General features: G+C 46.7%; 21 protein-coding genes. 13 read left to right on the top strand and 8 right to left on the bottom strand.

Annotated features, from left to right (window positions below):
* Positions 1-59 precede the first annotated feature (59 nt).
* Genes gpmM through E2L00_RS19930 form a run of 3 tightly spaced genes read left to right on the top strand, consistent with a single transcriptional unit; the run spans position 60 to position 3,881 of the window.
* A complete protein-coding gene (gene gpmM / locus E2L00_RS19940) occupies positions 60-1,607 on the top strand; it encodes a 2,3-bisphosphoglycerate-independent phosphoglycerate mutase (RefSeq protein WP_167614683.1) in 1,548 nt (515 codons plus the stop codon).
* Positions 1,608-1,640: 33 nt separating this feature from the next.
* Positions 1,641-2,900 (top strand): murein hydrolase activator EnvC, encoded by a 1,260-nt coding sequence (envC, locus tag E2L00_RS19935; RefSeq protein WP_338031950.1) that lies wholly within the window; start codon positions 1,641-1,643, stop codon positions 2,898-2,900.
* A 3-nt stretch (positions 2,901-2,903) separates the two neighbouring features.
* The gene (locus E2L00_RS19930; protein WP_167614681.1) at positions 2,904-3,881 is read left to right on the top strand and encodes a divergent polysaccharide deacetylase family protein; all 978 of its coding nucleotides are present in this window, start codon (positions 2,904-2,906) and stop codon (positions 3,879-3,881) included.
* Here the strand turns inward: E2L00_RS19930 and E2L00_RS19925 are convergent.
* A complete protein-coding gene (locus E2L00_RS19925; RefSeq protein WP_167614680.1) occupies positions 3,868-4,902 on the bottom strand; it encodes a glycosyltransferase in 1,035 nt (344 codons plus the stop codon). The two genes, E2L00_RS19930 and E2L00_RS19925, sit on opposite strands and share 14 nt — an antisense overlap.
* 374 nt (positions 4,903-5,276) lie before the next feature.
* Between E2L00_RS19925 and rfaY the strand changes: the two genes are divergently transcribed.
* The gene (gene rfaY / locus E2L00_RS19920) at positions 5,277-5,963 is read left to right on the top strand and encodes a lipopolysaccharide core heptose(II) kinase RfaY (protein WP_167614679.1); all 687 of its coding nucleotides are present in this window, start codon (positions 5,277-5,279) and stop codon (positions 5,961-5,963) included.
* A 70-nt stretch (positions 5,964-6,033) separates the two neighbouring features.
* Here rfaY and tdh read toward each other — a convergent pair whose 3' ends face one another.
* Positions 6,034-7,059 carry an L-threonine 3-dehydrogenase gene (gene tdh / locus E2L00_RS19915; RefSeq protein ID WP_167614678.1) on the bottom strand — a complete coding sequence of 342 codons (1,026 nt, stop codon included), beginning with the start codon at positions 7,057-7,059 and terminating at the stop codon, positions 6,034-6,036.
* A gap of 10 nt (positions 7,060-7,069) precedes the next feature.
* Positions 7,070-8,266, bottom strand: a complete 1,197-nt coding sequence (gene kbl, locus E2L00_RS19910; RefSeq protein WP_167614677.1) for a glycine C-acetyltransferase — start codon at positions 8,264-8,266, stop codon at positions 7,070-7,072.
* A gap of 217 nt (positions 8,267-8,483) precedes the next feature.
* Here kbl and rfaD point away from each other — a divergent pair, with 217 nt between their 5' ends.
* The 7 genes from rfaD to E2L00_RS19875 are packed head-to-tail and all read left to right on the top strand — an operon-like array spanning position 8,484 to position 15,776.
* Positions 8,484-9,416, top strand: a complete 933-nt coding sequence (gene rfaD / locus E2L00_RS19905; protein ID WP_167614676.1) for an ADP-glyceromanno-heptose 6-epimerase — start codon at positions 8,484-8,486, stop codon at positions 9,414-9,416.
* Positions 9,417-9,432: 16 nt separating this feature from the next.
* A complete protein-coding gene (gene rfaF / locus E2L00_RS19900; protein WP_167614675.1) occupies positions 9,433-10,482 on the top strand; it encodes an ADP-heptose--LPS heptosyltransferase RfaF in 1,050 nt (349 codons plus the stop codon).
* Entirely contained in the window at positions 10,482-11,450 is a 969-nt protein-coding gene (gene rfaC / locus E2L00_RS19895; RefSeq protein WP_167614674.1) for a lipopolysaccharide heptosyltransferase RfaC, read from the top strand. The genes rfaF and rfaC overlap by 1 nt, the downstream gene beginning before the upstream one ends.
* Before the next feature lie 19 nt (positions 11,451-11,469).
* On the top strand, positions 11,470-12,762 hold the full coding sequence (locus tag E2L00_RS19890) for an O-antigen ligase family protein (protein ID WP_201279501.1): 1,293 nt from the start codon (positions 11,470-11,472) through the stop codon (positions 12,760-12,762).
* Complete coding sequence (locus E2L00_RS19885; RefSeq protein ID WP_167614673.1) at positions 12,755-13,768, top strand: glycosyltransferase family 2 protein; 1,014 nt, start codon at positions 12,755-12,757, stop codon at positions 13,766-13,768. Before E2L00_RS19890 ends, E2L00_RS19885 begins: the two co-directional genes overlap by 8 nt.
* A complete protein-coding gene (gene rfaQ, locus E2L00_RS19880; protein WP_167614672.1) occupies positions 13,769-14,836 on the top strand; it encodes a lipopolysaccharide core heptosyltransferase RfaQ in 1,068 nt (355 codons plus the stop codon).
* Positions 14,826-15,776: a glycosyltransferase family 8 protein gene (locus tag E2L00_RS19875; RefSeq protein WP_167614671.1), complete on the top strand. Its 951-nt coding sequence runs from the start codon at positions 14,826-14,828 to the stop codon at positions 15,774-15,776. Before rfaQ ends, E2L00_RS19875 begins: the two co-directional genes overlap by 11 nt.
* Before the next feature lie 56 nt (positions 15,777-15,832).
* Here the strand turns inward: E2L00_RS19875 and E2L00_RS19870 are convergent, their stop codons facing one another.
* The 4 genes from E2L00_RS19870 to E2L00_RS19855 are packed head-to-tail and all read right to left on the bottom strand — an operon-like array spanning position 15,833 to position 19,867.
* Positions 15,833-16,846 (bottom strand): glycosyltransferase family 8 protein, encoded by a 1,014-nt coding sequence (locus E2L00_RS19870; protein ID WP_167614670.1) that lies wholly within the window; start codon positions 16,844-16,846, stop codon positions 15,833-15,835.
* 54 nt (positions 16,847-16,900) lie between these two features.
* The gene (locus E2L00_RS19865) at positions 16,901-17,917 is read right to left on the bottom strand and encodes a glycosyltransferase family 8 protein (RefSeq protein WP_167614669.1); all 1,017 of its coding nucleotides are present in this window, start codon (positions 17,915-17,917) and stop codon (positions 16,901-16,903) included.
* Positions 17,918-17,952: 35 nt separating this feature from the next.
* Positions 17,953-18,750 (bottom strand): lipopolysaccharide core heptose(I) kinase RfaP, encoded by a 798-nt coding sequence (rfaP, locus tag E2L00_RS19860; RefSeq protein ID WP_167614668.1) that lies wholly within the window; start codon positions 18,748-18,750, stop codon positions 17,953-17,955.
* Positions 18,743-19,867, bottom strand: a complete 1,125-nt coding sequence (locus tag E2L00_RS19855) for a glycosyltransferase family 4 protein (RefSeq protein WP_167614667.1) — start codon at positions 19,865-19,867, stop codon at positions 18,743-18,745. The genes rfaP and E2L00_RS19855 overlap by 8 nt, the downstream gene beginning before the upstream one ends.
* 453 nt (positions 19,868-20,320) lie before the next feature.
* Here E2L00_RS19855 and waaA point away from each other — a divergent pair, with 453 nt between their 5' ends.
* Together waaA and coaD are read left to right on the top strand one after the other, a co-directional pair.
* Positions 20,321-21,598, top strand: a complete 1,278-nt coding sequence (waaA, locus tag E2L00_RS19850) for a lipid IV(A) 3-deoxy-D-manno-octulosonic acid transferase (RefSeq protein WP_167614666.1) — start codon at positions 20,321-20,323, stop codon at positions 21,596-21,598.
* An 8-nt stretch (positions 21,599-21,606) separates the two neighbouring features.
* Entirely contained in the window at positions 21,607-22,092 is a 486-nt protein-coding gene (coaD, locus tag E2L00_RS19845; protein ID WP_167614665.1) for a pantetheine-phosphate adenylyltransferase, read from the top strand.
* Here the strand turns inward: coaD and mutM are convergent.
* Positions 22,089-22,898, bottom strand: a complete 810-nt coding sequence (mutM, locus tag E2L00_RS19840; RefSeq protein WP_167614664.1) for a bifunctional DNA-formamidopyrimidine glycosylase/DNA-(apurinic or apyrimidinic site) lyase — start codon at positions 22,896-22,898, stop codon at positions 22,089-22,091. The two genes, coaD and mutM, sit on opposite strands and share 4 nt — an antisense overlap.
* Positions 22,899-22,968 lie beyond the last annotated feature (70 nt).

Here is a 22,968-nt window from a genome sequence, read left to right as displayed (position 1 = left end):
CCCGATTGCCTGTAGTAAAATTACGCAAATTTTTCGTCTTTGACTTAGAGGCTTTTGCAATGTCGGCTACTAAAAAACCTATGGTTCTGGTGATTCTGGATGGTTACGGTCACCGTGAAGAGCAGCAGGATAACGCCATCCTGAATGCTAAAACCCCGGTTATGGATAATCTGTGGGCCCAGCGTCCGCATACCCTGATCAATGCGTCAGGCCTGGAAGTGGGGCTGCCTGACGGGCAAATGGGAAACTCTGAAGTGGGCCACGTAAACCTCGGCGCTGGCCGAATCGTTTATCAGGATCTGACCCGTCTGGATGTTGAAATTAAAGAACGTAATTTCTTCGCAAACCCGGTGCTGGCTGCGGCAGTAGATAAAGCCGTCGCGGCGGGTAAAGCTGTGCATATTATGGGGCTCGCTTCTGCCGGCGGCGTTCACAGCCATGAACAGCACATCCTGGCGATGATCGAAATGGCCGCAGAGCGCGGCGCGCAGGCCATCTATCTGCACGCTTTCCTGGACGGTCGCGATACCCCGCCACGCAGCGCAGAATCCTCGCTGAAAAAGTTTGCCGATAAGTTTGCCGCCGTTGGTAAAGGCCGCGTTGCTTCAATTATTGGCCGCTACTTTGCCATGGACCGCGATAATCGTTGGGACCGCGTAGAGCTGGCTTATGACCTGATGACCCAGGCCAAAGGCGAATATCAGGCGGCTACCGCCGTGGCAGGCCTTGAAGCCGCTTACGCTCGCGATGAAAACGATGAATTTGTAAAGCCAACGGTAATTCGTGCCGCAGGCGAAGCAGAAGCTGTAATGAATGACGGCGACGCGCTGATCTTTATGAACTTCCGTGCTGACCGCGCCCGCCAGATCGCTCGCGCGTTTGTAAACGCCGATTTTTCCGGCTTCGCACGTAAAAAAGTAGTTAACTTCGGTGATTTCGTAATGCTGACTGAATACGCAGCCGACATCAAAACCGCCTGTGCTTATCCGCCAGCATCCCTGACCAATACTTTTGGTGAATGGATGGCGAAGCATAACAAAACCCAGCTACGCATTTCTGAAACTGAAAAATACGCTCACGTTACCTTCTTCTATAACGGTGGCGTTGAAGAGCCGTTTGCTGGCGAAGATCGCGTGCTGATTAATTCGCCAAAAGTGGCGACTTACGACCTGCAGCCGGAAATGAGCTCTGCAGAATTGACTGAAAAATTACTGACCGCCATCAACAGCGGTAAGTACGATACCATTATTTGTAACTATCCTAACGGCGATATGGTCGGCCATACCGGCGTTTACGAAGCAGCGATTTCTGCTGTTGAAGCGCTGGATAACTGTATTGCCCAAGTGGTTTCCGCTGTAAAAAACGCAGACGGCCAGCTGCTGATTACCGCGGACCACGGCAACGCGGAGCAGATGCGCGACCCGGCAACAGGCCAGGCGCATACCGCGCATACCAGCCTGCCGGTACCGCTGATTTATATCGGCGATCGCCGCGTAAAAGCGGTGGAAGGCGGCAAGCTTTCTGATATCGCACCGACCATGCTGAGCCTGATGGGCATGGAAATCCCGCAAGAGATGACTGGCAAGCCGCTGTTCATCGTGGAATAATCCCTCCCCATGAGGGGAAAGGCGATTTTTTCAATAACATGGGTCGTGAAGCCGAAGCGGTTTTCAGTCAGGCCCGCTATCTACGCCAGCGTACTTAGCGCTGGCGTATTGCTATGTCCTTTTTCCAGCCATGCAGATGACAGCGCTCAGCTGAAATCCATCCAGCAGGATATCGCCGCCAAAGAGCGTGCGGTGCGCCAGCAACAGCAGCAGCGTTCGGCTCTTCTCGCACAGTTAAAAGAGCAGGAACAGGCAATCGCTGCGGCAAGCCGTAAATTACGCGATACGCAAAATACCCTCGCCACGCTTAACAGCCAGATTGAAACCATGAATGCTTCCCTCGTAAAGCTGCAAAAACAGCAGGCTACCCAGGAGCGTAACCTGGCAGCGCAGCTTGATGCGGCATTCCGTCAGGGTCAGCATACGGGTATTCAGTTAATTCTGAGTGGTGAAGAGAGCCAGCGCGGACAGCGCCTGCAAGCCTATTTTGGTTACCTGAACGCGGCCCGCCAGCAGACGATAGAAGAGCTTAAGCAAACCAAAGCGGAAGTCGACGAGCAAAAAGCGACCCTGGAAGCTAAGCAGACGGAACAGCAAACGCTGCTTTACGACCAGCAAGCCCAGCAGGCCAGGCTGGAAGATGCCCGCAACGAACGTAAGAAAACCCTCGCCAGCCTGGAATCCTCAATCCAGCAGGATCAGCAAAAACTGAGCGAGATGCGTCAGAACGAATCCCGCCTGCAGAATCAAATTGCCCGTGCCGCTGCCGCTGCTAAAGCTCGTGCCGAAAAAGAAGCGCGGGAAGCGGAACAGGTCCGCAACCGTCAAAAAGAAGCCGCAAGCAAAGGTAGTACCTACAAGCCTACGCAGGATGAACGCTCGCTTATGTCACGCACCGGCGGTTTGGGTTCGCCAGGGGGCCAGGCGTTCTGGCCGGTGCGCGGTTCCCTGCTGCACCGTTATGGCGAACAGCTCCAGGGTGAACTACGTTGGAAAGGTATCGTTATCGCAGCGGGTGAAGGAACAGAAGTCAAAGCCATTGCCGACGGGCGCGTGATCCTCGCCGACTGGCTTCAGGGTTATGGGCTGGTTGTGGTGGTCGAACACGGCAAAGGCGATATGAGTTTGTATGGCTATAACCAGAGCGCGCTGGTCAGCGTTGGCACGCAAGTGCGCGCCGGCCAACCCATCGCGCTGGTGGGTAACAGTGGTGGTCAGGGCCGCCCGTCACTCTATTTCGAAATTCGTCGCCAGGGCCGGGCAGTCAATCCACAGCCGTGGTTGGGAAGATAAGTTTTGCTTCAATTTCGTCACGTTGTTTTTTCTCTCGCCTGCGCGCTGGCGCTGGTACCTTCCGTTTATGCCGGCAAACTGGCGATTGTGATCGATGACTTTGGTTATCGTCCTCATCAAGAAAATCAGGTGCTCGCGCTGCCTTCTGATATTTCCGTTGCCGTTCTGCCTAATGCTCCGCATGCCCATGAAATGGCAACTAAAGCCCATAATTCGGGGCACGAAGTCCTTATTCACTTACCGATGGCACCGCTTAGCAAACAGCCGCTGGAAAAAGATACCCTGCGTCCGGAAATGAGCAGCAGTGAGATCGAGCGCATTATCCGCGAGGCCGTCAACAAAGTGCCCTACGCCGTGGGTTTGAATAACCATATGGGCAGCGCCATGACCTCCAGCCTGTTCGGTATGCAAAAAGTGATGCAGGCGCTGGATCAATACAATTTCTATTTTCTCGATAGCATGACCATCGGCAACAGCCAGTCGATGCGTGCCGCGGCGGGAACCAAAGTCAAAGTCATTAAGCGTAAGGTTTTCCTCGACGATACGCAGAACGAAGCCGATATCCGTTTCCAGTTTAACCGCGCCGTTGCGCTCGCGCGCCGTAATGGCTCGGCCATTGCCATCGGCCATCCGCATCCAGCAACGGTGCGCGTGTTACAGCAGATGATTTATAACCTGCCGCCGGATATCACTCTGGTACGACCGAGTAGCCTGTTAAATGAACCGCAGGTGGATACATCCACGCCGAACAATGTGACCCCGGGCAAAGCAGGCAAGCCGGCAGAACAACCGCGTAATCCCTTTAGCGGCGTGAAGCTTTGCAAAGCTAAAAAACCGCTGGACCCTGTCTACGCGACGACCTATTTCGCAGTGCTCAGGGACAGTATCAGCCAGAGTACGCTGGTGAAATATATGCAGCATCAGTGGCAGGGCTGGGAAGAAATAGCCTTGCCCAAAAACGTAAACGCTAACGCCGATTAATCGCTTTATGGGAAATACGACGGTGCGACATTGTTTTATCGCGCCACCGATATAGTCTTGCAGACCATAACAGTGCCTGATAAGCCGCCTTAGCGCTTCGTACATTGGTCATCATGCGTTTATACATACCGGAGGTAAATATTTCGCTAATCATTTGTTGGCGAGTAAGCATATCCGGCTCTTTACGCACCGCATGGCACACCCGCAGCGCTTCCCAGGTAATTTGCTGCTGAAATTCCGGATAGATCGGAATGCGGTCCGCATATTCACGATTCAGTTTTTCTAATAAACGCGTGATCTTAATATAGTGTCGTTGATAATGTAGATTATTCTGCCCTTGCCTTTTCAGTCGGCTAACCGAGAGATCGTGAACGAAATATTTATACAGCGGCTGTTCGGTATAGCGTGCGCGTTTGGCATTGAACATAAATTCCGTGGTCCACACAATATCCTGATGATGCAACCCCGGAATAAAGGCAATCTTATTTTTCTCAATAATATCGCGTCGATAAACCCCCATCCAGACAACATGCGTCCAGCGGCGTGAAGCGAGCGCCATACGCAACCAGTCGGGGCCGGTTAATACGCCTGTCGACTGAATGCGATCCGTAGGTATGGATAGCCAGGTATGCCCCGTTTCGCGAATACACCAGTCCGCATTGCACTGTGCTATATCCAGATCGTCCTGTAACGCCATGGTCATCAGCGTTTCATACATCTTCGGATAAACCAGATCGTCGGCATCAACAAAGGCGACGTATTCACCGGTCGCAGCGGCAAGGCCCCGGTTGCGGGCGACAGAAGCCCCCGCATTATTCTGATGCAATAACTGCACGTGAGGATACTTTTCGACATATTGTCTTGCAATATCAACAGAGTTGTCCGTTGAGCCATCGTTAACAATGATGATTTCCAGAGCACTCCATGTTTGAGCAATCAAAGATTCCATGCATGCCCGGAAGCAATTACCTGCGTTGTATAACGGAATAATAATGCTCAGTGTACTTTTACTACTTCCCATAGAATGGCTCGTTACTTATTAACACATCGTCTTTTTTTACCATTCATTTATTAAGAAATAATTAAGACCAGCAGAAGTGATTGATTAAAGGACGAAGGGGGAAAGAAGGGTAAAACAGCGGTTTTTCTGTAGCAGACATAAGCCAGGTACAGCTAATTTAAGAGTAATATTTACTATATATCAAAGGCCTAAAAGAAATTTCATGTCTACCAGCCGACACAAGCGAACCCTCTGGTTTCCGTTTATGGACGATGGACAGGCACAGCCCGGAAGCCGCCGCTGAGAGGCAAAACAGCCTACTTATTAGAATCAGCACCATGTATACTATATCTACATGATTATTCTTATTTAAAATGCTTATCTTGAGGGACGTGATGACCATCAACAAGACACAAGAAAAGGGCTACACGGTCTATTACAAAGAAGGACGTGACGATCTTAAGTCTCTGATGGATAAGTATATGAATAGCGAAATCGGCGGCAAACCGCTGAGTAGCGGTAACGAATTCCGCAGCGTGGAGCTTGTTGAATACCAGTCGCGAAAGTTTATCATCAAAAACGATCGTGAAATCGACTATCGATTCGAGAAAAAACTTCAAAATCTTATCTCTGGTCCCTTCTATTCCAGGCTCATTAAGAAACTGGATAGCCTAACGCCGGAAGTACGCTCCTGTACAGCCGACCTCTACTATGTGGCAGAGAAAACACGCTTCCGCCAATGCTATGACGTATATACCCTTCATGAATATATCGAAGGGGAACCTTTAGATAGTATTAATAAAAGCAATGAAGACGATCTTAAGGAATGTATTCAGCGTCTGCATCGTGCGGGCCTGGCATCAAATGATATCCATTCTGGTAATTTTATTCGGACATCCTCCGGTGAGTTAAGGGTTATCGATTTATCTTGTAAGGGTAGCCTAAAGGTTTGCCAGGCAAATGATATTTTAGTTTTACGCAACAAATATCATATTAATATTGAAGGTCATGGGCTGGTCTATAAACTGGTTCAGCTTAAAGAGAAGTTCAGACGTTTATCCAGAAAGCTCCGTGGGAAGTAAAATTACCTTTATACGGCCGGGTCTGGAAAACCTGGCCGTCATTAGTACTAAACGTAAACTACACGTTTAATCAATCCCAGCTAAGAATAACCTTCCCGGACTGCCCGGAACGCATCGCATCAAAGCCTTTCTGGAAATCATCAATACCAAAGCGGTGCGTGATGATTGGCGAGAGATCCAGCCCGGACTGGATTAACGCGGCCATTTTGTACCAGGTTTCGAACATTTCGCGTCCGTAAATGCCCTTGATGAAAAGTCCTTTGAAGATAACTTTTGTCCAGTCGATAGACATATCTGATGGAGGAATACCCAACATCGCGATACGGCCACCGTGGTTCATCGTATCGAGCATGGTGCGAAACGCCGGTGGCGCGCCGGACATTTCCAGGCCTACGTCAAACCCTTCGGTCATGCCCAGCTCTGCCATCACGTCATGCAGGTTTTCTTTACTGACGTTCACCGCGCGGGTCACACCCATTTCACGCGCCAGCTCAAGGCGATATTCGTTAACATCTGTGATCACGACATTGCGCGCGCCCACATGTTTAGCGACGGCCGCAGCCATAATGCCAATCGGGCCAGCACCTGAAACCAGTACGTCCTCGCCGACCAGGTCAAACGAAAGCGCCGTGTGAACCGCGTTACCAAACGGGTCAAAGATGGAAGCCAAATCGTCGGAAATATTGTCCGGGATTTTGAAGGCGTTAAAGGCAGGCAGCACCAGATATTCAGCAAAACAACCTGGGCGGTTAACGCCTACGCCGGTAGTATTGCGGCAAAGGTGAGTCCGACCGGCGCGACAGTTACGGCAATGACCACAGGTAATGTGCCCTTCGCCGGAAACGCGATCGCCAATTTTAAACCCTTTTACTTCCTGGCCGACACCGACCACTTCGCCCACGTATTCATGGCCGACAACCATCGGCACCGGGATGGTCTTCTGTGACCATTCATCCCAGTTATAGATATGCACATCGGTGCCGCAAATCGCGGTTTTACGGATTTTGATCAGCAGATCGTTATGGCCCATTTCCGGTTTGGGCGCATCCGTCATCCAGATGCCTTCTTCTGCTTTTAATTTCGCTAATGCTTTCATGACCGTTCCCTCAGGCGATAACGCCCAACTGTTTACCGATACGCGTAAACGCCTCAACCGCGCGTTCAATCTGTTCTGTGGTATGGGCCGCAGACATCTGAGTACGGATGCGCGCCTGACCTTTTGGTACCACCGGATAGAAGAATCCGGTGACATAAATGCCTTCCTTTTGCAGCTCGCGGGCAAAGTTTTGCGCCACGACTGCTTCACCCAGCATGACAGGAATGATGGCGTGATCGGCTCCTGCCAGGATGAATCCAGCGGCCGTCATTTTTTCGCGGAACAGGCTCGCATTGGCCCACAGACGCTCGCGCAGCTCAGCGCCTGTCTCCAGCATTTCCAGAACTTTGATCGAGGCGGAAACAATCGCCGGAGCCAAAGAGTTGGAGAAAAGGTAAGGACGGGAACGCTGACGCAGCCATTCGATGACTTCTTTACGGCCCGCGGTATAGCCGCCAGAAGCACCGCCGAGCGCTTTGCCCAAAGTGCCGGTAATAATGTCCACGCGATCCATAACGTCGCAGTATTCATGAGTTCCGCGGCCATTTTCGCCAACAAAACCTACCGCATGCGAGTCATCAACCATTACCAACGCACTGTATTTGTCTGCCAGATCGCACACGCCTTTCAGGTTAGCAATCACGCCATCCATAGAGAAGACGCCGTCGGTAGCAATCATGATGTGGCGAGCGCCTGCCGCACGCGCCTCTTCCAGACGGGCCTCCAGCTCCTGCATATCATTGTTAGCGTAGCGATAGCGCTGCGCTTTACACAAACGCACACCATCAATAATAGAGGCGTGGTTTAAAGCATCAGAAATGATGGCGTCTTCCGGCCCAAGCAGCGTTTCAAACAGCCCGCCGTTGGCATCAAAACAGGAGGAATAAAGGATGGCATCATCCGTTCCCAGGAAGCCTGCCAGCTTGCTCTCCAGCTCTTTATGGCTGTCCTGCGTGCCACAAATAAAGCGAACTGAAGCCATGCCGAAACCGTGTTTATCCATTCCCTGCTTTGCCGCTTCGATGAGCTGCGGGTGATTCGCAAGCCCCAGGTAATTGTTGGCACAGAAGTTAATAACGTGACTACCGTCAGCGACGGTGATATCCGCCTGTTGCGCTGAGGTGATAATACGTTCTTCTTTGAAAAGGCCTTCCGCACGTGCGGTATCAAGCTGAGACGTTAACTGTTGGTAAAAATCTTCGCGCATCGCGATTCTCCAGGCAGGGCAAATTTCGGCACATATTACCCAAACCTATACCAGGAGACGAGATTACGCTTCAGAGAAATTGATTTTTGCAGGATAAATCACGAGGGACAGAAACTTCGCCTGATTAGGCGGGTCTTTAATTGTAATGGTATGATAAGAGCCATTAGCGCGTGAGGTATGGTGTCTCACGGCCCCCTATATTGTTAAGGTCACGCTTATGATTATTGTCACCGGCGGTGCTGGTTTTATCGGCAGCAACATTGTTAAGTCACTGAATGATATTGGTTATACTGATATTCTGGTAGTAGACAATCTGAAAGACGGCACCAAGTTCGTAAACCTGGTCGATCTGAATATTGCTGACTACATGGATAAAGAAGATTTCTTAATCCAGTTAATGGCAGGTGAAGAGTTCGGCGAAGTCGAAGCGATTTTCCATGAAGGTGCCTGCTCTTCCACCACCGAGTGGGACGGCAAGTATATGATGGATAATAACTATCAGTACTCCAAAGAAGTGCTGCATTACTGCCTGGAGCGTGAAATCCCGTTCCTGTACGCCTCTTCCGCAGCTACCTACGGCGGCCGCAACAGCGATTTTATCGAGTCTCGTGAATACGAACAGCCTCTGAACGTTTACGGTTACTCTAAATTCCTGTTCGACGAATATGTACGCCAGATCCTGCCTGAAGCTAACTCTCAAATTACCGGCTTCCGTTACTTCAACGTTTATGGACCGCGCGAAGGTCATAAAGGCAGCATGGCAAGCGTTGCGTTTCATCTGAACACCCAGCTGAACAACGGTGAAAATCCAAAACTGTTTGAAGGCAGCGACAGCTTTAAACGCGATTTTATCTACGTCGGCGATGTTGCTGCGGTTAATCTGTGGTTCTGGCAGAACGGCGTATCCGGCATCTTCAACTGCGGTACCGGCCGCCCTGAATCCTTCCAGGCCGTTGCCGATGCGGCTTTAGCATTCCACAAAAAAGGCAGCATTGAGTACATTCCGTTCCCGGAAAAACTCAAAGGCCGCTATCAGGCGTTTACTCAGGCCGATCTGACTAATCTGCGCGCCGCAGGTTACGACAAGCCATTTAAAACTGTTGCCGAAGGCGTAACAGAATACATGGCCTGGCTGAACCGTGACGCATAAGCAGGTAGCCTGAAGCATGAAAATTCTGGTGATTGGCCCGTCATGGGTGGGCGACATGATGATGTCGCAAAGTCTCTATCGCACGCTCAAGGCGCGCTATCCCCAGGCAATAATCGACGTGATGGCGCCGGCATGGTGCCGTCCATTGCTTTCGCGCATGCCTGAGGTCAATGAAGCGCTGGCGATGCCGCTTGGCCACGGCGCGCTGGAAATCGGCGAGCGCCGTCGTCTGGGGCATAGCCTGCGAGAAAAGCGCTACGATCGGGCATACGTCCTGCCGAACTCTTTTAAATCAGCATTAATTCCCTTCTTTGCCAACGTGCCGCAGCGCACGGGCTGGCGTGGCGAGATGCGTTACGGTTTACTCAACGACGCACGCGTGCTGGATAAACAAGCCTGGCCATTGATGGTTGAGCGCTACGTTGCGCTGGCCTATGACAAAGGCGTGATGCAGTCGGCGAAGGATCTTCCCCAGCCGCTGCTGTGGCCGGAGTTACAGGTCAACGAAGGCGAAAAGGCCCAGACCTGTGCGGCTTTTAACCTTGACGCCTCACGCCCAATCATCGGTTTTTGTCCTGGTGCTGAATTTGGTCCAGCTAAACGCTGGCCGCACTATCACTACGCAACGCTTGCCGGCAGGCTCATCAACGAAGGCTATCAGGTGGTGCTTTTGGGTTCCGCGAAAGACAAAGAGACCGGAAACGATATCCTCGCCGCGTTGACAACCCTGCAGCAGGCGCATTGTCGTAATCTGGCCGGAGATACCGCGCTGGAACAAGCCGTCATTTTACTGGCCGCCTGCAAGGCCGTGGTAACGAACGACTCTGGCCTGATGCATGTGGCCGCTGCGCTTAATCGCCCTTTGATTGCCCTGTATGGGCCAAGCAGCCCGGACTTTACGCCGCCGCTATCCCATCAGGCGCGCGTAATTCGCCTCATCAGCGGCTACCACAAAGTGCGTAAAGGCGATGCCGCTGAGGGTTATCACCAGAGCTTGATTGATATTACACCCGAGCGCGTAATGGATGAGCTGGCCGCTCTGCTAACAGCCGGGAAGGAAGTTTAATGCGGGTACTGATCGTCAAAACATCATCTATGGGCGATGTCCTGCACACGTTGCCCGCGCTGACCGATGCCGCAAAGGCCATACCAGGCATAAGATTTGACTGGGTAGTTGAGGAAGGCTTTGCACAGATCCCGACGTGGCACCCGAGTGTGGATAAAGTCATTCCTGTCGCGATTCGCCGCTGGCGTAAAAATTGGTTTTCCGCGCCGGTTAAAGCAGAGCGCAAAGCATTCTATCAGGCTCTGCATGCCCGGCAATACGACGCCGTTATTGACGCACAAGGTTTGATCAAAAGCGCCGCGCTGATTACACGTAAAGCTTATGGTGTGAAACACGGCATGGACTGGAATAGCGCCCGTGAGCCGCTGGCAAGCCTGTTTTATAGCCGCAAGCATCATATTGCTAAAGCACAACATGCTGTTGAACGCATCCGTGAGCTATTTGCCAAAGCCCTGGGATACACCAAACCGCAATCCCAGGGTGATTACGCGATTGCACAACATTTCCTGAGCAATCTGAATGACAATGCCGGCAGATATGTCGTATTTTTACATGCAACAACGCGTGAAAATAAGCACTGGCCGGAAACGCACTGGCGTGAACTGATAAGACTGTTAAAAGATACCGGGTTGCGGATTAAACTTCCGTGGGGCGCACCTCACGAGGAAGCGCGAGCAAAAAGACTGGCCGAAGGATTTGATTATGTGGATGTCATGCCGCGTATGAGTCTGGAAGAAGTAGCTCGAACCCTGGCCGGGGCAAAATTTGTGGTGTCTGTTGATACGGGTTTAAGCCATCTTACAGCGGCGTTGGACCGTCCCAATGTGACATTGTATGGCCCGACGGATCCGGGGTTGATTGGGGGATATGGGAAGAATCAGGTGGCATTAGAAAGTAAAGACGGGAAAATGCCTTCGACGCATGCGAACGCCGTATACAATTTACTATCACATTTTAGTACCTTATAACTATTCCAAGAGTATATTTATGCATTGTGGCCATGTTTTTTCTCATTTTATTTACTACACAAAAAAAGATCCTTATAAGTTAGTGAGCATATTACTTTATGCGGGATGTCTTCTTACGTTAGCGATGGTGCTGGTAAATCCTGACGAGGCGCTAAAAGTTTTCATTGTCAGTACAGTTCTTGCTGTTACCGTTGTATATAAGGATTTCCGCTTCCTTTTAGCGAACAAACGGCTGTTAATATTACCGGCATTAATGTTGGCTTTTGGTCTTCTGCAAATCATCTGGGTAGAGATGTTCAAGGAGTCGGGTAGCGCCTTTTCCGGCGCGTATCGATCATATCAAAATGGCGGGAAAGTGCTGATCTTCGCTGCGATTGTTATGGTTGCGCTGAACTGTCAACAAACGCGAACCTTACGCGCTTCCATTCCTGTTAATTATATGGTTATCGCAACGGGGCTGGGTCTATACGGCTACGCCGGGTATCAACTCTACGCCATTGCTGAAATGCACTTTATCTCATACCGTGTACCATTAGGTTTCGAACATGCTACAGGTACCGCATATGCGTTAACCTTTATTGCATTGCTGGCATCGCAAGCACTGCTCAACCTGCATAGTAAGGTTCGGATTCTGCTCTATTTTTTACACTTTTTATTGTCATGCGCGGCTATTGTAATAACACAGACCCGAGCAGCGATTCTGGTCTACCCCGTGCTGTGTATTGGATTATTCTTTCTGCATTATCGTCATGACCGCAAGGTACTTTTAAGCTCATTTATTGCTTTCCTTGTTTTGGGAACGATGGCCCTTATCGCACTAAAACCTATACTCGAGAAACGCTACGCTGATTTTGAGCGCGATATATATGCTTACAGTAATGACAACAGCAATACCTCTATCGGTGCCAGATTTGCGATGCAGCGGGCTGGCCTTTACACCGGTGAGATGGCTATATGGGGACAATCCCTTGAACAACGTAGCCTTTCACTGACCAGGTTAGCGAACACTGACTCATCGATAAGAGGTGCTCTACTGTATGCCAATGTTCATCTACACAACGAAGTGATGGACACATTCTCACTTAAAGGGGTAATTGGCGTAGCGCTATTGATAGCGTTCTATGCTGCGATGCTTTATACGGCCTACATATTCAGAAGCCCGCTATTTTTGGTTATCTCAGGCGCTATAATTATTTATGGTTTGAGTGATTTAGTATTGTATGCCAAGGGTGAAGCCTTAAGCAGCATGCTGTCGTTATGCGTTGCATTAATGTTAGTGCCTGATTCAATGAGGGAACCGGCCAATGATTAAACAGTCGGGCTACTTACTCAGTATTATAATACCTTCATATAATAATGCTGAGTTTATTGTTGATACTTTATCCTCATTGCAGGCAGGCATTACTGAAGAGGTAGAACTCATTATTGTCAATGATGGCTCCACGGATGGTACAGGAGAGCGTATTAAGGCCTTTTATCAGGATAACCCAGATATCCACGTAAAATATATTTATCAAACTAACAGTGGAGTTGCGATTACTCGTAACGTAGGGCTGGAAAATGCAACAGGTAAATATATTGGCTTTGTCGATAGTGACGATATCGTAAGCCCTGATTATTTTGATATTCTGCTGCCTGTTCTTAGAGAAGAAAAGTACGATATCATAGAATTCAACCTTACCCGGGATATCAACAAGCTTTTCGATAAAGCTAAGGCTAATAACACCCCCATCTTATTAAATGAAATTTTTCTATCGGATAAACAACTAACAATATTGGCACCCACTTTCCGCGCTGCACAGTGGCATTTAATGACAAAAATTTTCCACCGTAATATCATAGGCCAGGATCGTTTCGAGGAGCACCGCCGTTACGAAGATATGATCTTCTGCCCATTTCAATATTTTAAATGCACTAATATTCTAAATATTGGACATGCTCTTTATTTTTACCGTATAAACAGCACCAGTATTACGGAAAACTTAAAAGAGAGTGATGTTAGACACATATTTTTTGCCATGAGTAAAATGTGTCATTATATTGAAGATAATAATGAAAAACGCACCATTGCCACTTTAATGATTATTAATTGTTTCCTTGAAGGGCGTAAAATACTGCGTAAAAAGAAAGGATATTATCTTTATGAAAAAGATATGCTTAACGATATCCAAAATGCGCTTCATTGCTGCGACACCAGTGTCGTCGACAAAAAGATAATTTATAAAATGAAATACACAACTATTGATACTTTTATTTCCTCTGTACGCTACCGTCTGTTAAAAATTTACAGAAATTTGTTATTAGCCAAAGGGAATTAAATGGTGGAAAAAATTCAAACTATTTTAATTTGCAAGCTTAAATTCTATGGCGACATGCTGTTAATGACTCCCGTTATAGCTAGTCTGCAACAACGGTATCCGCAGGCAAAAATTGATATCCTTCTTTATAAGGATACCAAAGCAATATTAGCTGCCGATCCCCGTATAAATAAATTTTATCTTATTGAAAAGAAAGTTAATACCTTTAAAAAAATAAGGAACTTCCTTTCTGTTCGGTCCGCTCTGAAAAAAAACAAATACGATTTAATAATTAATTTGACGGAGCAATGGCCAATCGGCTTCCTTATTTTTTCTTTGGGGCGTCCGTCTATCGCCTTTAAACGAGAGAAATCAGTATGGAACAGGCTTTTTTCCGTAGTTACGCCCCTGGAAGGAACACATATTGTCGAGCAAAACCTCTCAATATTGCAAGGCGTGGGCATCAGCGGAAATGGAATGTTGAAAAAAATATCTCTTTTTTACCGTGAAACTGATTATCAATCATTGTTTGTAATCGATCCAAATTTTAATAATGGAAATTATATTGTCATACAACCCACTGCACGACAGCCTTTTAAATGCTGGGACGACGATAAATTTTCACAAGTTATCGATTATCTTATGCAACGTGGTCTTCAGGTCATTCTGACCTGCGGCCCAGCAGAAAGCGAACTTCAGAAAATAAATAATATCGCCCGACTTTGCCAGGAAAATCCGAATGTGCTGTTTGCCGGTAAAACATCTTTCTTGCAATTGGCAGCTCTTATCGATCACGCCATATTATATATTGGCGTTGACTCAGCACCCATGCATATGGCTGCCGCTTTGGATACGCCTCAGGTATGCCTTTTTGGAGCAACAAGCTACCGTCAGTGGCGTCCATGGTCAGATAAAGCTTCACTAATTTGGGCTGGAGATTATCATACGATGCCTGAACGGCAGGATCTCGACAGGACAAAAAAATATCTATCGTGGATCCCTGTTCAAGCAGTTATAGAGGCTGCTGAGTCATTAATTAATCAAGAATGTATGCATAATAACGATGGGAAAGAAATTGATGGAGAGTAAAAAAAACGCAGTAATTAATATTGCTTACTGTACAGATGCTAATTATTTGGAGTACGTTGCTACTTCCATCACCTCTGTTATTATGAACAACACACATAATCATCTGGCTTTTTATGTCTTCGTTTATGATGTTGCTTATCACGATATCGAAAAACTAAAGGCAACCAGCAACCTGATCCAAGTTCTGGAAATTGATAAGGCAGATATTGATAAATATCAGGACGATTTTTCGATTAAACACCTGAACCGATCCACTTATATGCGTCTTGCCGTCCCCCGTCTTCTAGCTGATAAACTTGAATCATTCATCTATTTAGATGCCGATACACTTTGTTTTGATGATATTAGTGCCATCGCCGACATAAAAATTGACAACGTCATCTGTGCGGCCAGCCATGACGCTCTAAACATTCACGATGATAAGCAAGCAAAGCGTTTAAATTTAAATGGCAATAACTATTTTAACGCCGGATTTTTATATATTAATATTAACAACTGGATTAAATATGATATCGAAAACAAAGCTAATACTATTTTGTTTGAGAATACTAAATTACTACCATATCTAGACCAAGATGCACTCAATATTGTTATGGATGGCAATGTACTGTTTATCGATAACTGCTGGAACTTTATCTACAATTGGTATACTGATAAAGAAAAAGAAAGCTTTTTTTATGATAAGAAAAGATTACCTAAAATAATACATTTTACCGGTGGAAGGAAGCCTTGGTTTTCAGAACACTCGGGACTTTCACAACAGCTTTTCCTGTTTTATCATCACTTTACTCCATGGAAAGATGTGCCTTTACGATCTTACGCTTCGAGAATGAGACCTACAGACTATCGCGTTTATTCGCGTAATAATTTCAAGGAAGGCCGATACCTCACCGCGTTGAAATGGTATGTGAAATACCTATCAAAAAAATTTAGTTTATAACATTCCGCAAGAATTGATAATTTTTATGCCCCTTAAAAGGGGCACATGCATTATCATTATTTCTTTTTCAATTTAGCCACTAGATATCCAATATAACTTTTTACTGAAGCAAAGTATTTGCCCTGTAATCTTTCATGACGCGATTTTTTCTTATATTGTTTCGGTGTACGTGGGCCGATTAACGCAGCACCAGCCCAAGGTGAATATAAATAAGCAACTTTAAAAAATTGCGCCGAGGGATAATCAGCCCACGAATTCCAAGGCTTAGTTACACCAATATAATGTATCAGGACGGTTGATTCTTTTATTATTCCCTTATAACTTTGCTGGTTTCTGAATTTCAGCTCTCTCTTTATGCCATAAATACAATTATAATTTTCACTAAGAAATGTCGTATGATTTACAAACAATATATTTAAAGCATCCTGATCGTAGAACTGAAGTTTTCTTTCATCTGATAATAGCAATTCCAAAGCTTTCTCAAAAATATTATCTTCTCGCCATTTTTTTAAGGATGTATACATGACACCAGAATTGAAGTAATGCTTATCAAGACAAGGAATACCCAATCTCTTGCCTGCTATTTCTCGCACTTCAGGTACATCTCTGACTACAGCAGCATAGCTTTCTTCAGAAAGCTCCAAATGACTCAGTCCTAGCAGCGAACCTTTGCACATTACATCTGCATCCAGATACAATAAAGTCGTTAAAGATGAAGATAAATATTCAAAAGCGATGAACCTATAATACATTGCAATTGACCATGCTTGTGTACTCGGCAATTCTTTAAAAAACAATTTATCAAGCATGTAAACCTTTATCGTTACTTTTTCCTTTAATGCTAAAAACTCTAAGGAGTGCAGGAACTCTTTGTCATAGTAATCAGTAAATATATGAAATGTTAAGTTAATCTCTCTATTATTTATTATTATCGAAGTTATCGAAACACCAGTACCAAATTGGAAATTTTTATCAACACCATAGGCAATATGTAGCTCATCATTGTTATCTTTGTCTAAGCGGCCATAACTATAAACAGTATCTATAGCCTTAATAACTTCGAATTTCATTAGCATCCCATTGTTCGAATTCACTATATGCCTACCTCATACTGTGCTAAATATTCATACTATTTTACTGCTCAATTTTGTCTTTATATACATTATATGGCTAAATACAGATCTAATATATTTTCTCTGTATACGTTCATGCCTGGATTTACGCTTAAATAATTTTGCAGTATTTGCATTTAACAATGATTTTTCAGCCCAAGATGATTTCTCATACGCCGCAAGGAAAAATTTTGACACCGGATATTTTGCCCAACTATGCCATGGTTTTGTCACACCAACATAATGAATCAAGGCTGTATTATCAGTAATATAATCCTGATAAATGTCTTTCCTTTTATTGACTAACTCCTGATCAACACCATAGATACAGTTAAAGTCACGGCTTAGGAAAATCACGTTATCCACGAATAAAATATTTAAAACATCCTGATCGAAATAAAGCAAGTTTTTTTTATTATCCAGCAGAATTGAAAAAGCTTTTTCCAATAAATTCTGTTCTTTCCAGACAATAAGATTAGCAAAAACCACACCTGAATTAAAATAGCCTTTTGATAAGGCAGGGATCCCGAGCCTCTCGCCAGACTTTAAACGCACATCGTCAATGTCATTTACGACAGCAGCATATTCACCCTTAAACTTTATATCAGTGAAATCACGCAATGACCCTTTACAAATAATATCAGCATCAAGATACAACACCGAGTTAAGTTCCCCGCTGAGATATTCAAAGGCAAAATAACGATAGTACATCGCATAGGTCCACGATTTTGTGCTCGGTAATTGTCGAAATAATTCATTATTAAAAACTAAAACAGCAATCGTGGTGCTGTAAGCCTCGGCAAGTCGTGCAACACAATTAATATAATCGTCATCGACATAATCAGTGACGATATAAAAAGTAAATGCAATATCAGGATTATTCACTAATACGGACGTCATGGATATTCCTGAACCAAACAAAAAATTGCGGTCAATACCATACGCAATGCTCAGTTTCTTCCTTGAGCTTTTTATAGAATGATCAAAGCTATATTTTTTAGTTATTAATTTATGGAAATCAATTTTCATTTTAAAACCTCAAGCCTCATAATAAAATCAAAGCGCTATAACGACTTTTTTACGGTTCTTTTTTGTATTTTCGCTGCCTTTTCTACGGCTAGCGTTAGTAATCCTGACTCCTGATTGAGTATATCGCGCAGCGGTAAAGCAAAGTATTCTTTCATGAATCGATAGATGTCACGCGTTGTTAACCCAATATCTAGCGAGGAAAAATAGAGTCCGATTAGGTCTTTATCGCGCCAGCGGCGAGGAACACGTCGTCGAATTTGCGCACGGTGGAGATCAATCACAGATATTTTTAAAGGGTCCGCCGCATCGTTAAAGGGCTGGTGCAGCAAAAAATGGCAAATGTAGCAATCACGATGATTTACACCACCTCGATGCATTTTACCAACCATATCTGCGACACGCTGAATAATAAGCCTCTTTACTGCTACAGCTGGCGGGTTGACAACCCAAGTAGCACAATAATCTTCCAGGCTGACAGTCGGTGTGAGATCTTCCGTAATAATAAACGAAGTGCGCCGCAATGGATTCAATCCCTTCTGACCAAATCCTATTCCCTTCATAGTGTCTATACCAAGGGCTTCCAGACGGTGAATAGCTATCCACTCACGGTCAGCGCCTAAAACAGGTAAACGAAGGGCAATTAGATTTTTTATAACCTCTTTAAGCGTAGTTCCATGATGGAGCTTAAGGAAATATCCCTTGCCTGATATTTCAAAGCGTAATGTTCTGCGTGTTTCCAATGCACGAAAAACTTCACCATTAAGCTTTTCCACTTCAACAAAGGGATCTTTGCTACGCCATACAGTGGCGATGGGTTCTTTAAGTTCAACCATGCTTACAATCCAAAATAATATCGGCGGCTTTCTCAGCCAGGCTATATAAATCTTCCGTATCGGCATAATATCGCGCATTGCTGGCCCATTCTTTTCGCAATGCTTCACTTTCCAGAGCCTTACGCAGCATTTTGTTCAAACTTTCCTGCTGGAAGGGCTCGGGAAGTACTTCGCCACAGCGGGCAGAGTTCACATAGTGCGCATAGCCACAGACTTCTGTGACCAGGACGGGTAACCCCGCGACAATAGCTTCTAACAAAACAATTCCTGCCGCTTCCTGATATGCAGGATGTAGAAGCAAATCCGCGGCAGCCATAAGTTGCGCAATATCGTCACGTCCTGAGAAAAAACGAACTCGATCTGCGATGCCAAGCTGACAAGCCAGTTTCTCATAGCGAGCTGGCTTGTCCTGTCCAACAACCAAAAACAATACTCGCTGGCGTAGTACTTCAGGTAAAGTACTTAAGGCACGCAGAGAGCGCTCAACACCTTTACGCTTAAAATCTGAGCCGACCTGAAGGAGTAATAATTGTTGTTCGCTAATATTGTTTCTTTCCCGATACACTCGCCTACTGTCAGCAATTTGATAACTATACTTTCGGTCTGGGTAAATGCCAGGGGGTAGAATGTGAAACCGCGAATCTTCTGTATTATAATGTTTCTTAAAATCAGCGACTTGATTAGCAGTGAGCATAAGCAACTCTGTTCCCGAACCTTTCAGGAAAGTGGCTCTTTCAAATGTAGCGTAGTGTCGATAGCGACTGGTGAGCTTATAAAAAAATCCTTTTTCCCGGTCAACTTTTTCTGCGTAACACACATCAGCCGCGTAGTAGACGTCCAACCCAGGCATTTTGTTGAAGCCCACAACTCTGTCAACAGGATTCTGCTCCAGGTATCTATTAACCCATTGGTAATAACTAGCATTTTTACCATGATTAGTTCTGTCTTTGACGGGAACGATGATAATTTCGAAATCCTCAGGACGCTCCCCTTGCCACTGCTGCGTCAGCACCAACACGCGGTGTCCTCGCGCAGCCACCGTCTGAGCAATTCGCATGAAATCACGCTGAAGACCGCCATAAGGAAAATATTTGTACAAGCAAAAAGCAATAATCATGCGCTTATATCCGCGTCACTAAGATAAAAATCAATGAGTAATAACTCAAACTCCAGCAAATAATCGCTATTTGAGCACATCCGCTAAAGGTAAGATCGATTACCTCATGCTTCGGGATCAACCGCTTGCTGTTCTGGAATGAATTTTAAGATAAGTAGTGTATCACTTCTCGTAGAACGATCCGATATGAATAAATTTTGAGCAGAAGTAAAAAAATAGCTTTTTAATCAAAGGAATAAAGTATAAGACTTCATATTTCTGTTCAGTAGTCGCACTTGTTGCTAAGAGCTGCGGGCCTTAAACGCAATAAATCGAATAGAAATACAAAAAAATTGCCTTCAGGGCTAAGCGCTGGCCAGGCATTAGCAATTTAGCCTAAAAGGGCAAAAGTAATGGTAAAACTCTGGTTAAATACATAGAATCCCTAGCACATTCATTATCCAGTTGTGGGCTATGCTTCAGTTGCTTTACACCCTTCTTTTTTATTTTATTCAGCCGCTTATTTGGGTGCGACTGTGGGTACGCGGACGTAAAGCACCGGCTTACCGGAAACGCTGGGGTGAGCGCTATGGTTACTATAAAAAATCGTTAAAACCCGGCGGCATTCTGATGCATTCCGTCTCGGTCGGTGAAACGCTGGCGGCAATCCCGTTAGTTCGTGCATTGCGCCATCGCTATCCTGATTTACCTATTACCGTCACTACGATGACCCCGACAGGCTCAGAGCGCGTTATGTCTGCTTTTGGTGGCGACGTGCAACATGTCTATCTGCCCTATGATTTGCCCGGCGCACTGAATCGTTTTCTCAATACTTTCGACCCCAAGCTTGTGTTGATCATGGAAACTGAGCTGTGGCCCAATCTGATTACCGCACTGCATAGACGCCACATTCCTCTGGTCATTGCCAATGCCCGTCTCTCCGCAAGATCCGCTGTAGGCTACGCAAAACTGGGGAAATTTATACATACGCTATTGCGCCGTATTACATTAATTGCCGCGCAAAATGAAGAAGACGGCGAACGATTTATCGCACTCGGCGCTAAGCGTAACCAGCTTACCGTTACAGGTAGCCTTAAATTCGATATTTCAGTCACCCCACAACTCGCCGCCAAAGCCATTACGCTGCGTCGTCAATGGGCCCCTCATCGTCCGGTCTGGATTGCTACCAGCACACACGAAGGTGAAGAGAGCATTGTACTGGAAGCTCATCAGGCTCTTCTGAAGCAGTTTCCTGACTTATTACTTATTCTGGTTCCACGGCATCCTGAACGTTTTCCGGACGCGATTAATCTGGTGCGTCAGGCTGGTTTGAGCTATATCACACGCTCATCAGGTGAAGTCCCTTCCGCCAGTACACAAGTCGTTGTCGGTGATTCGATGGGCGAATTGATGCTGCTGTACGGTATTGCGGATCTCGCTTTCGTTGGCGGTTCCCTGGTGGAACGTGGCGGCCATAACCCTCTGGAACCCGCAGCCCACGCTATTCCGGTATTGATGGGGCCGCATATCTTTAACTTTAAAGATATTTGTTCCCGACTGGAGCAGGCTAGCGGACTTATTATCGTTACCGATGCAGGATCGCTCTCAAAAGAGATATCCTCTTTACTAACGGACGAAGATTATCGTAACTTTTATGGTCGCCACGCCGTTGAAGTGTTGTATCAGAATCAGGGAGCGTTACAACGCCTGCTACAACTACTGGAACCTTATCTGCCACCCAAAACGCATTGAGGGCCGCTATGAGTACCCGAGCGATTTACCCCGGTACTTTCGATCCCATCACGAATGGTCATCTGGATATTGTGACGCGCGGAGCCATGATGTTTGACTCCATTATCCTGGCTATTGCCAATAGCCCGCATAAGAAAACGATGTTCTCTCTCGATGAGCGCGTGGCGCTGGCCAGACAGGTGACAGCGCATCTGCCCAATGTCGAGGTTGTGGGGTTTAGCGATCTCATGGCGAATTTTGCGCAGCAGCAACAGGCCAACGTTCTGGTTCGTGGTTTACGCACGGCGGCAGATTTTGAATACGAAATGCAGCTCGCCCACATGAACCGTCATCTGATGCCAGAGCTGGAAAGCGTCTTCCTGATGCCCTCAAAGGAGTGGTCTTTTGTTTCTTCTTCTCTGGTGAAAGAAGTTGCGCGCCACCACGGCGATGTCGCGCATTTTCTGCCGGAGCCTGTCTGCCAGGCCTTGCTGGAGAAACTCAGGCAGCTTTAATGCTGGCAGTTTCGGCAATAGAACGTGCTGCGCTGAGCGTGCTTACCGGCAATAATCGGCGTACCGCAAACTCTGCATGGTTTCCCCTCCCGCCCGTAAACCTGAAGCTCCTGGGCGAAATAACCGGGTTTGCCGTCAGACTGTAAAAAGTCTTTTAACGTTGTACCGCCCTGTTCAATCGATCTTAACAACACCGCTTTGATCACTTTCACCAGCAATTCGCATTCGGTTTTTGATAACGACTGCGCGGCGCGATCGGGATGGATCCCGGCGGCAAACAACGATTCGCTGGCGTAAATATTCCCCACGCCGACCACCAGCTTGTTATCCATCAGCCAGGGCTTAATGGCAGTTTTTTTCTTCGTAGATTTTTCACGCAGGTATTCGGCATTAAATTCTTCGTGGAGCGGCTCTGGCCCAAGGTGTGCCAGCACATTACTGCCTTCCAGCTCTTTAACCCACAGCCAGGCACCGAAGCGACGCGGGTCGGTGTAGCGCAGCACTTTACCGTTGCTCATCACCAGGTCGACGTGATCGTGTTTTTCAGCGGGCCGCTCTTGCGGCAGGATGCGCAAGCTGCCGGACATACCAAGGTGGATGATAATCCAGCCGTCCGGCAGTTCAAGCAGCAGGTATTTAGCCCGGCGCTGAACGCTTAATACAGGCTTATCGCTCAGGGCATGAATCTCATCAGAAACAGGCCAGCGCAGGCGGCCGTTGCGCACGATGGCATGCAGGATAGTTTCACCTACCAGGTGCGGTTCAATGCCGCGGCGGCTGGTTTCGACTTCAGGTAACTCTGGCATTTCTCCTCCGGGCATAAAGCACAAAACAAAAAAACCCCGCCGAAGCGAGGTTTTTCATCAAAGTCACTAA

It is taken from the genome of Cedecea colo, assembly GCF_011808225.1.
GTDB classification, from domain to species: Bacteria; Pseudomonadota; Gammaproteobacteria; order Enterobacterales; family Enterobacteriaceae; genus Dryocola; species Dryocola colo.
Note: the sequence above shows the minus strand (reverse complement) of the source record. Positions and strands in the feature narration are given on the sequence as shown.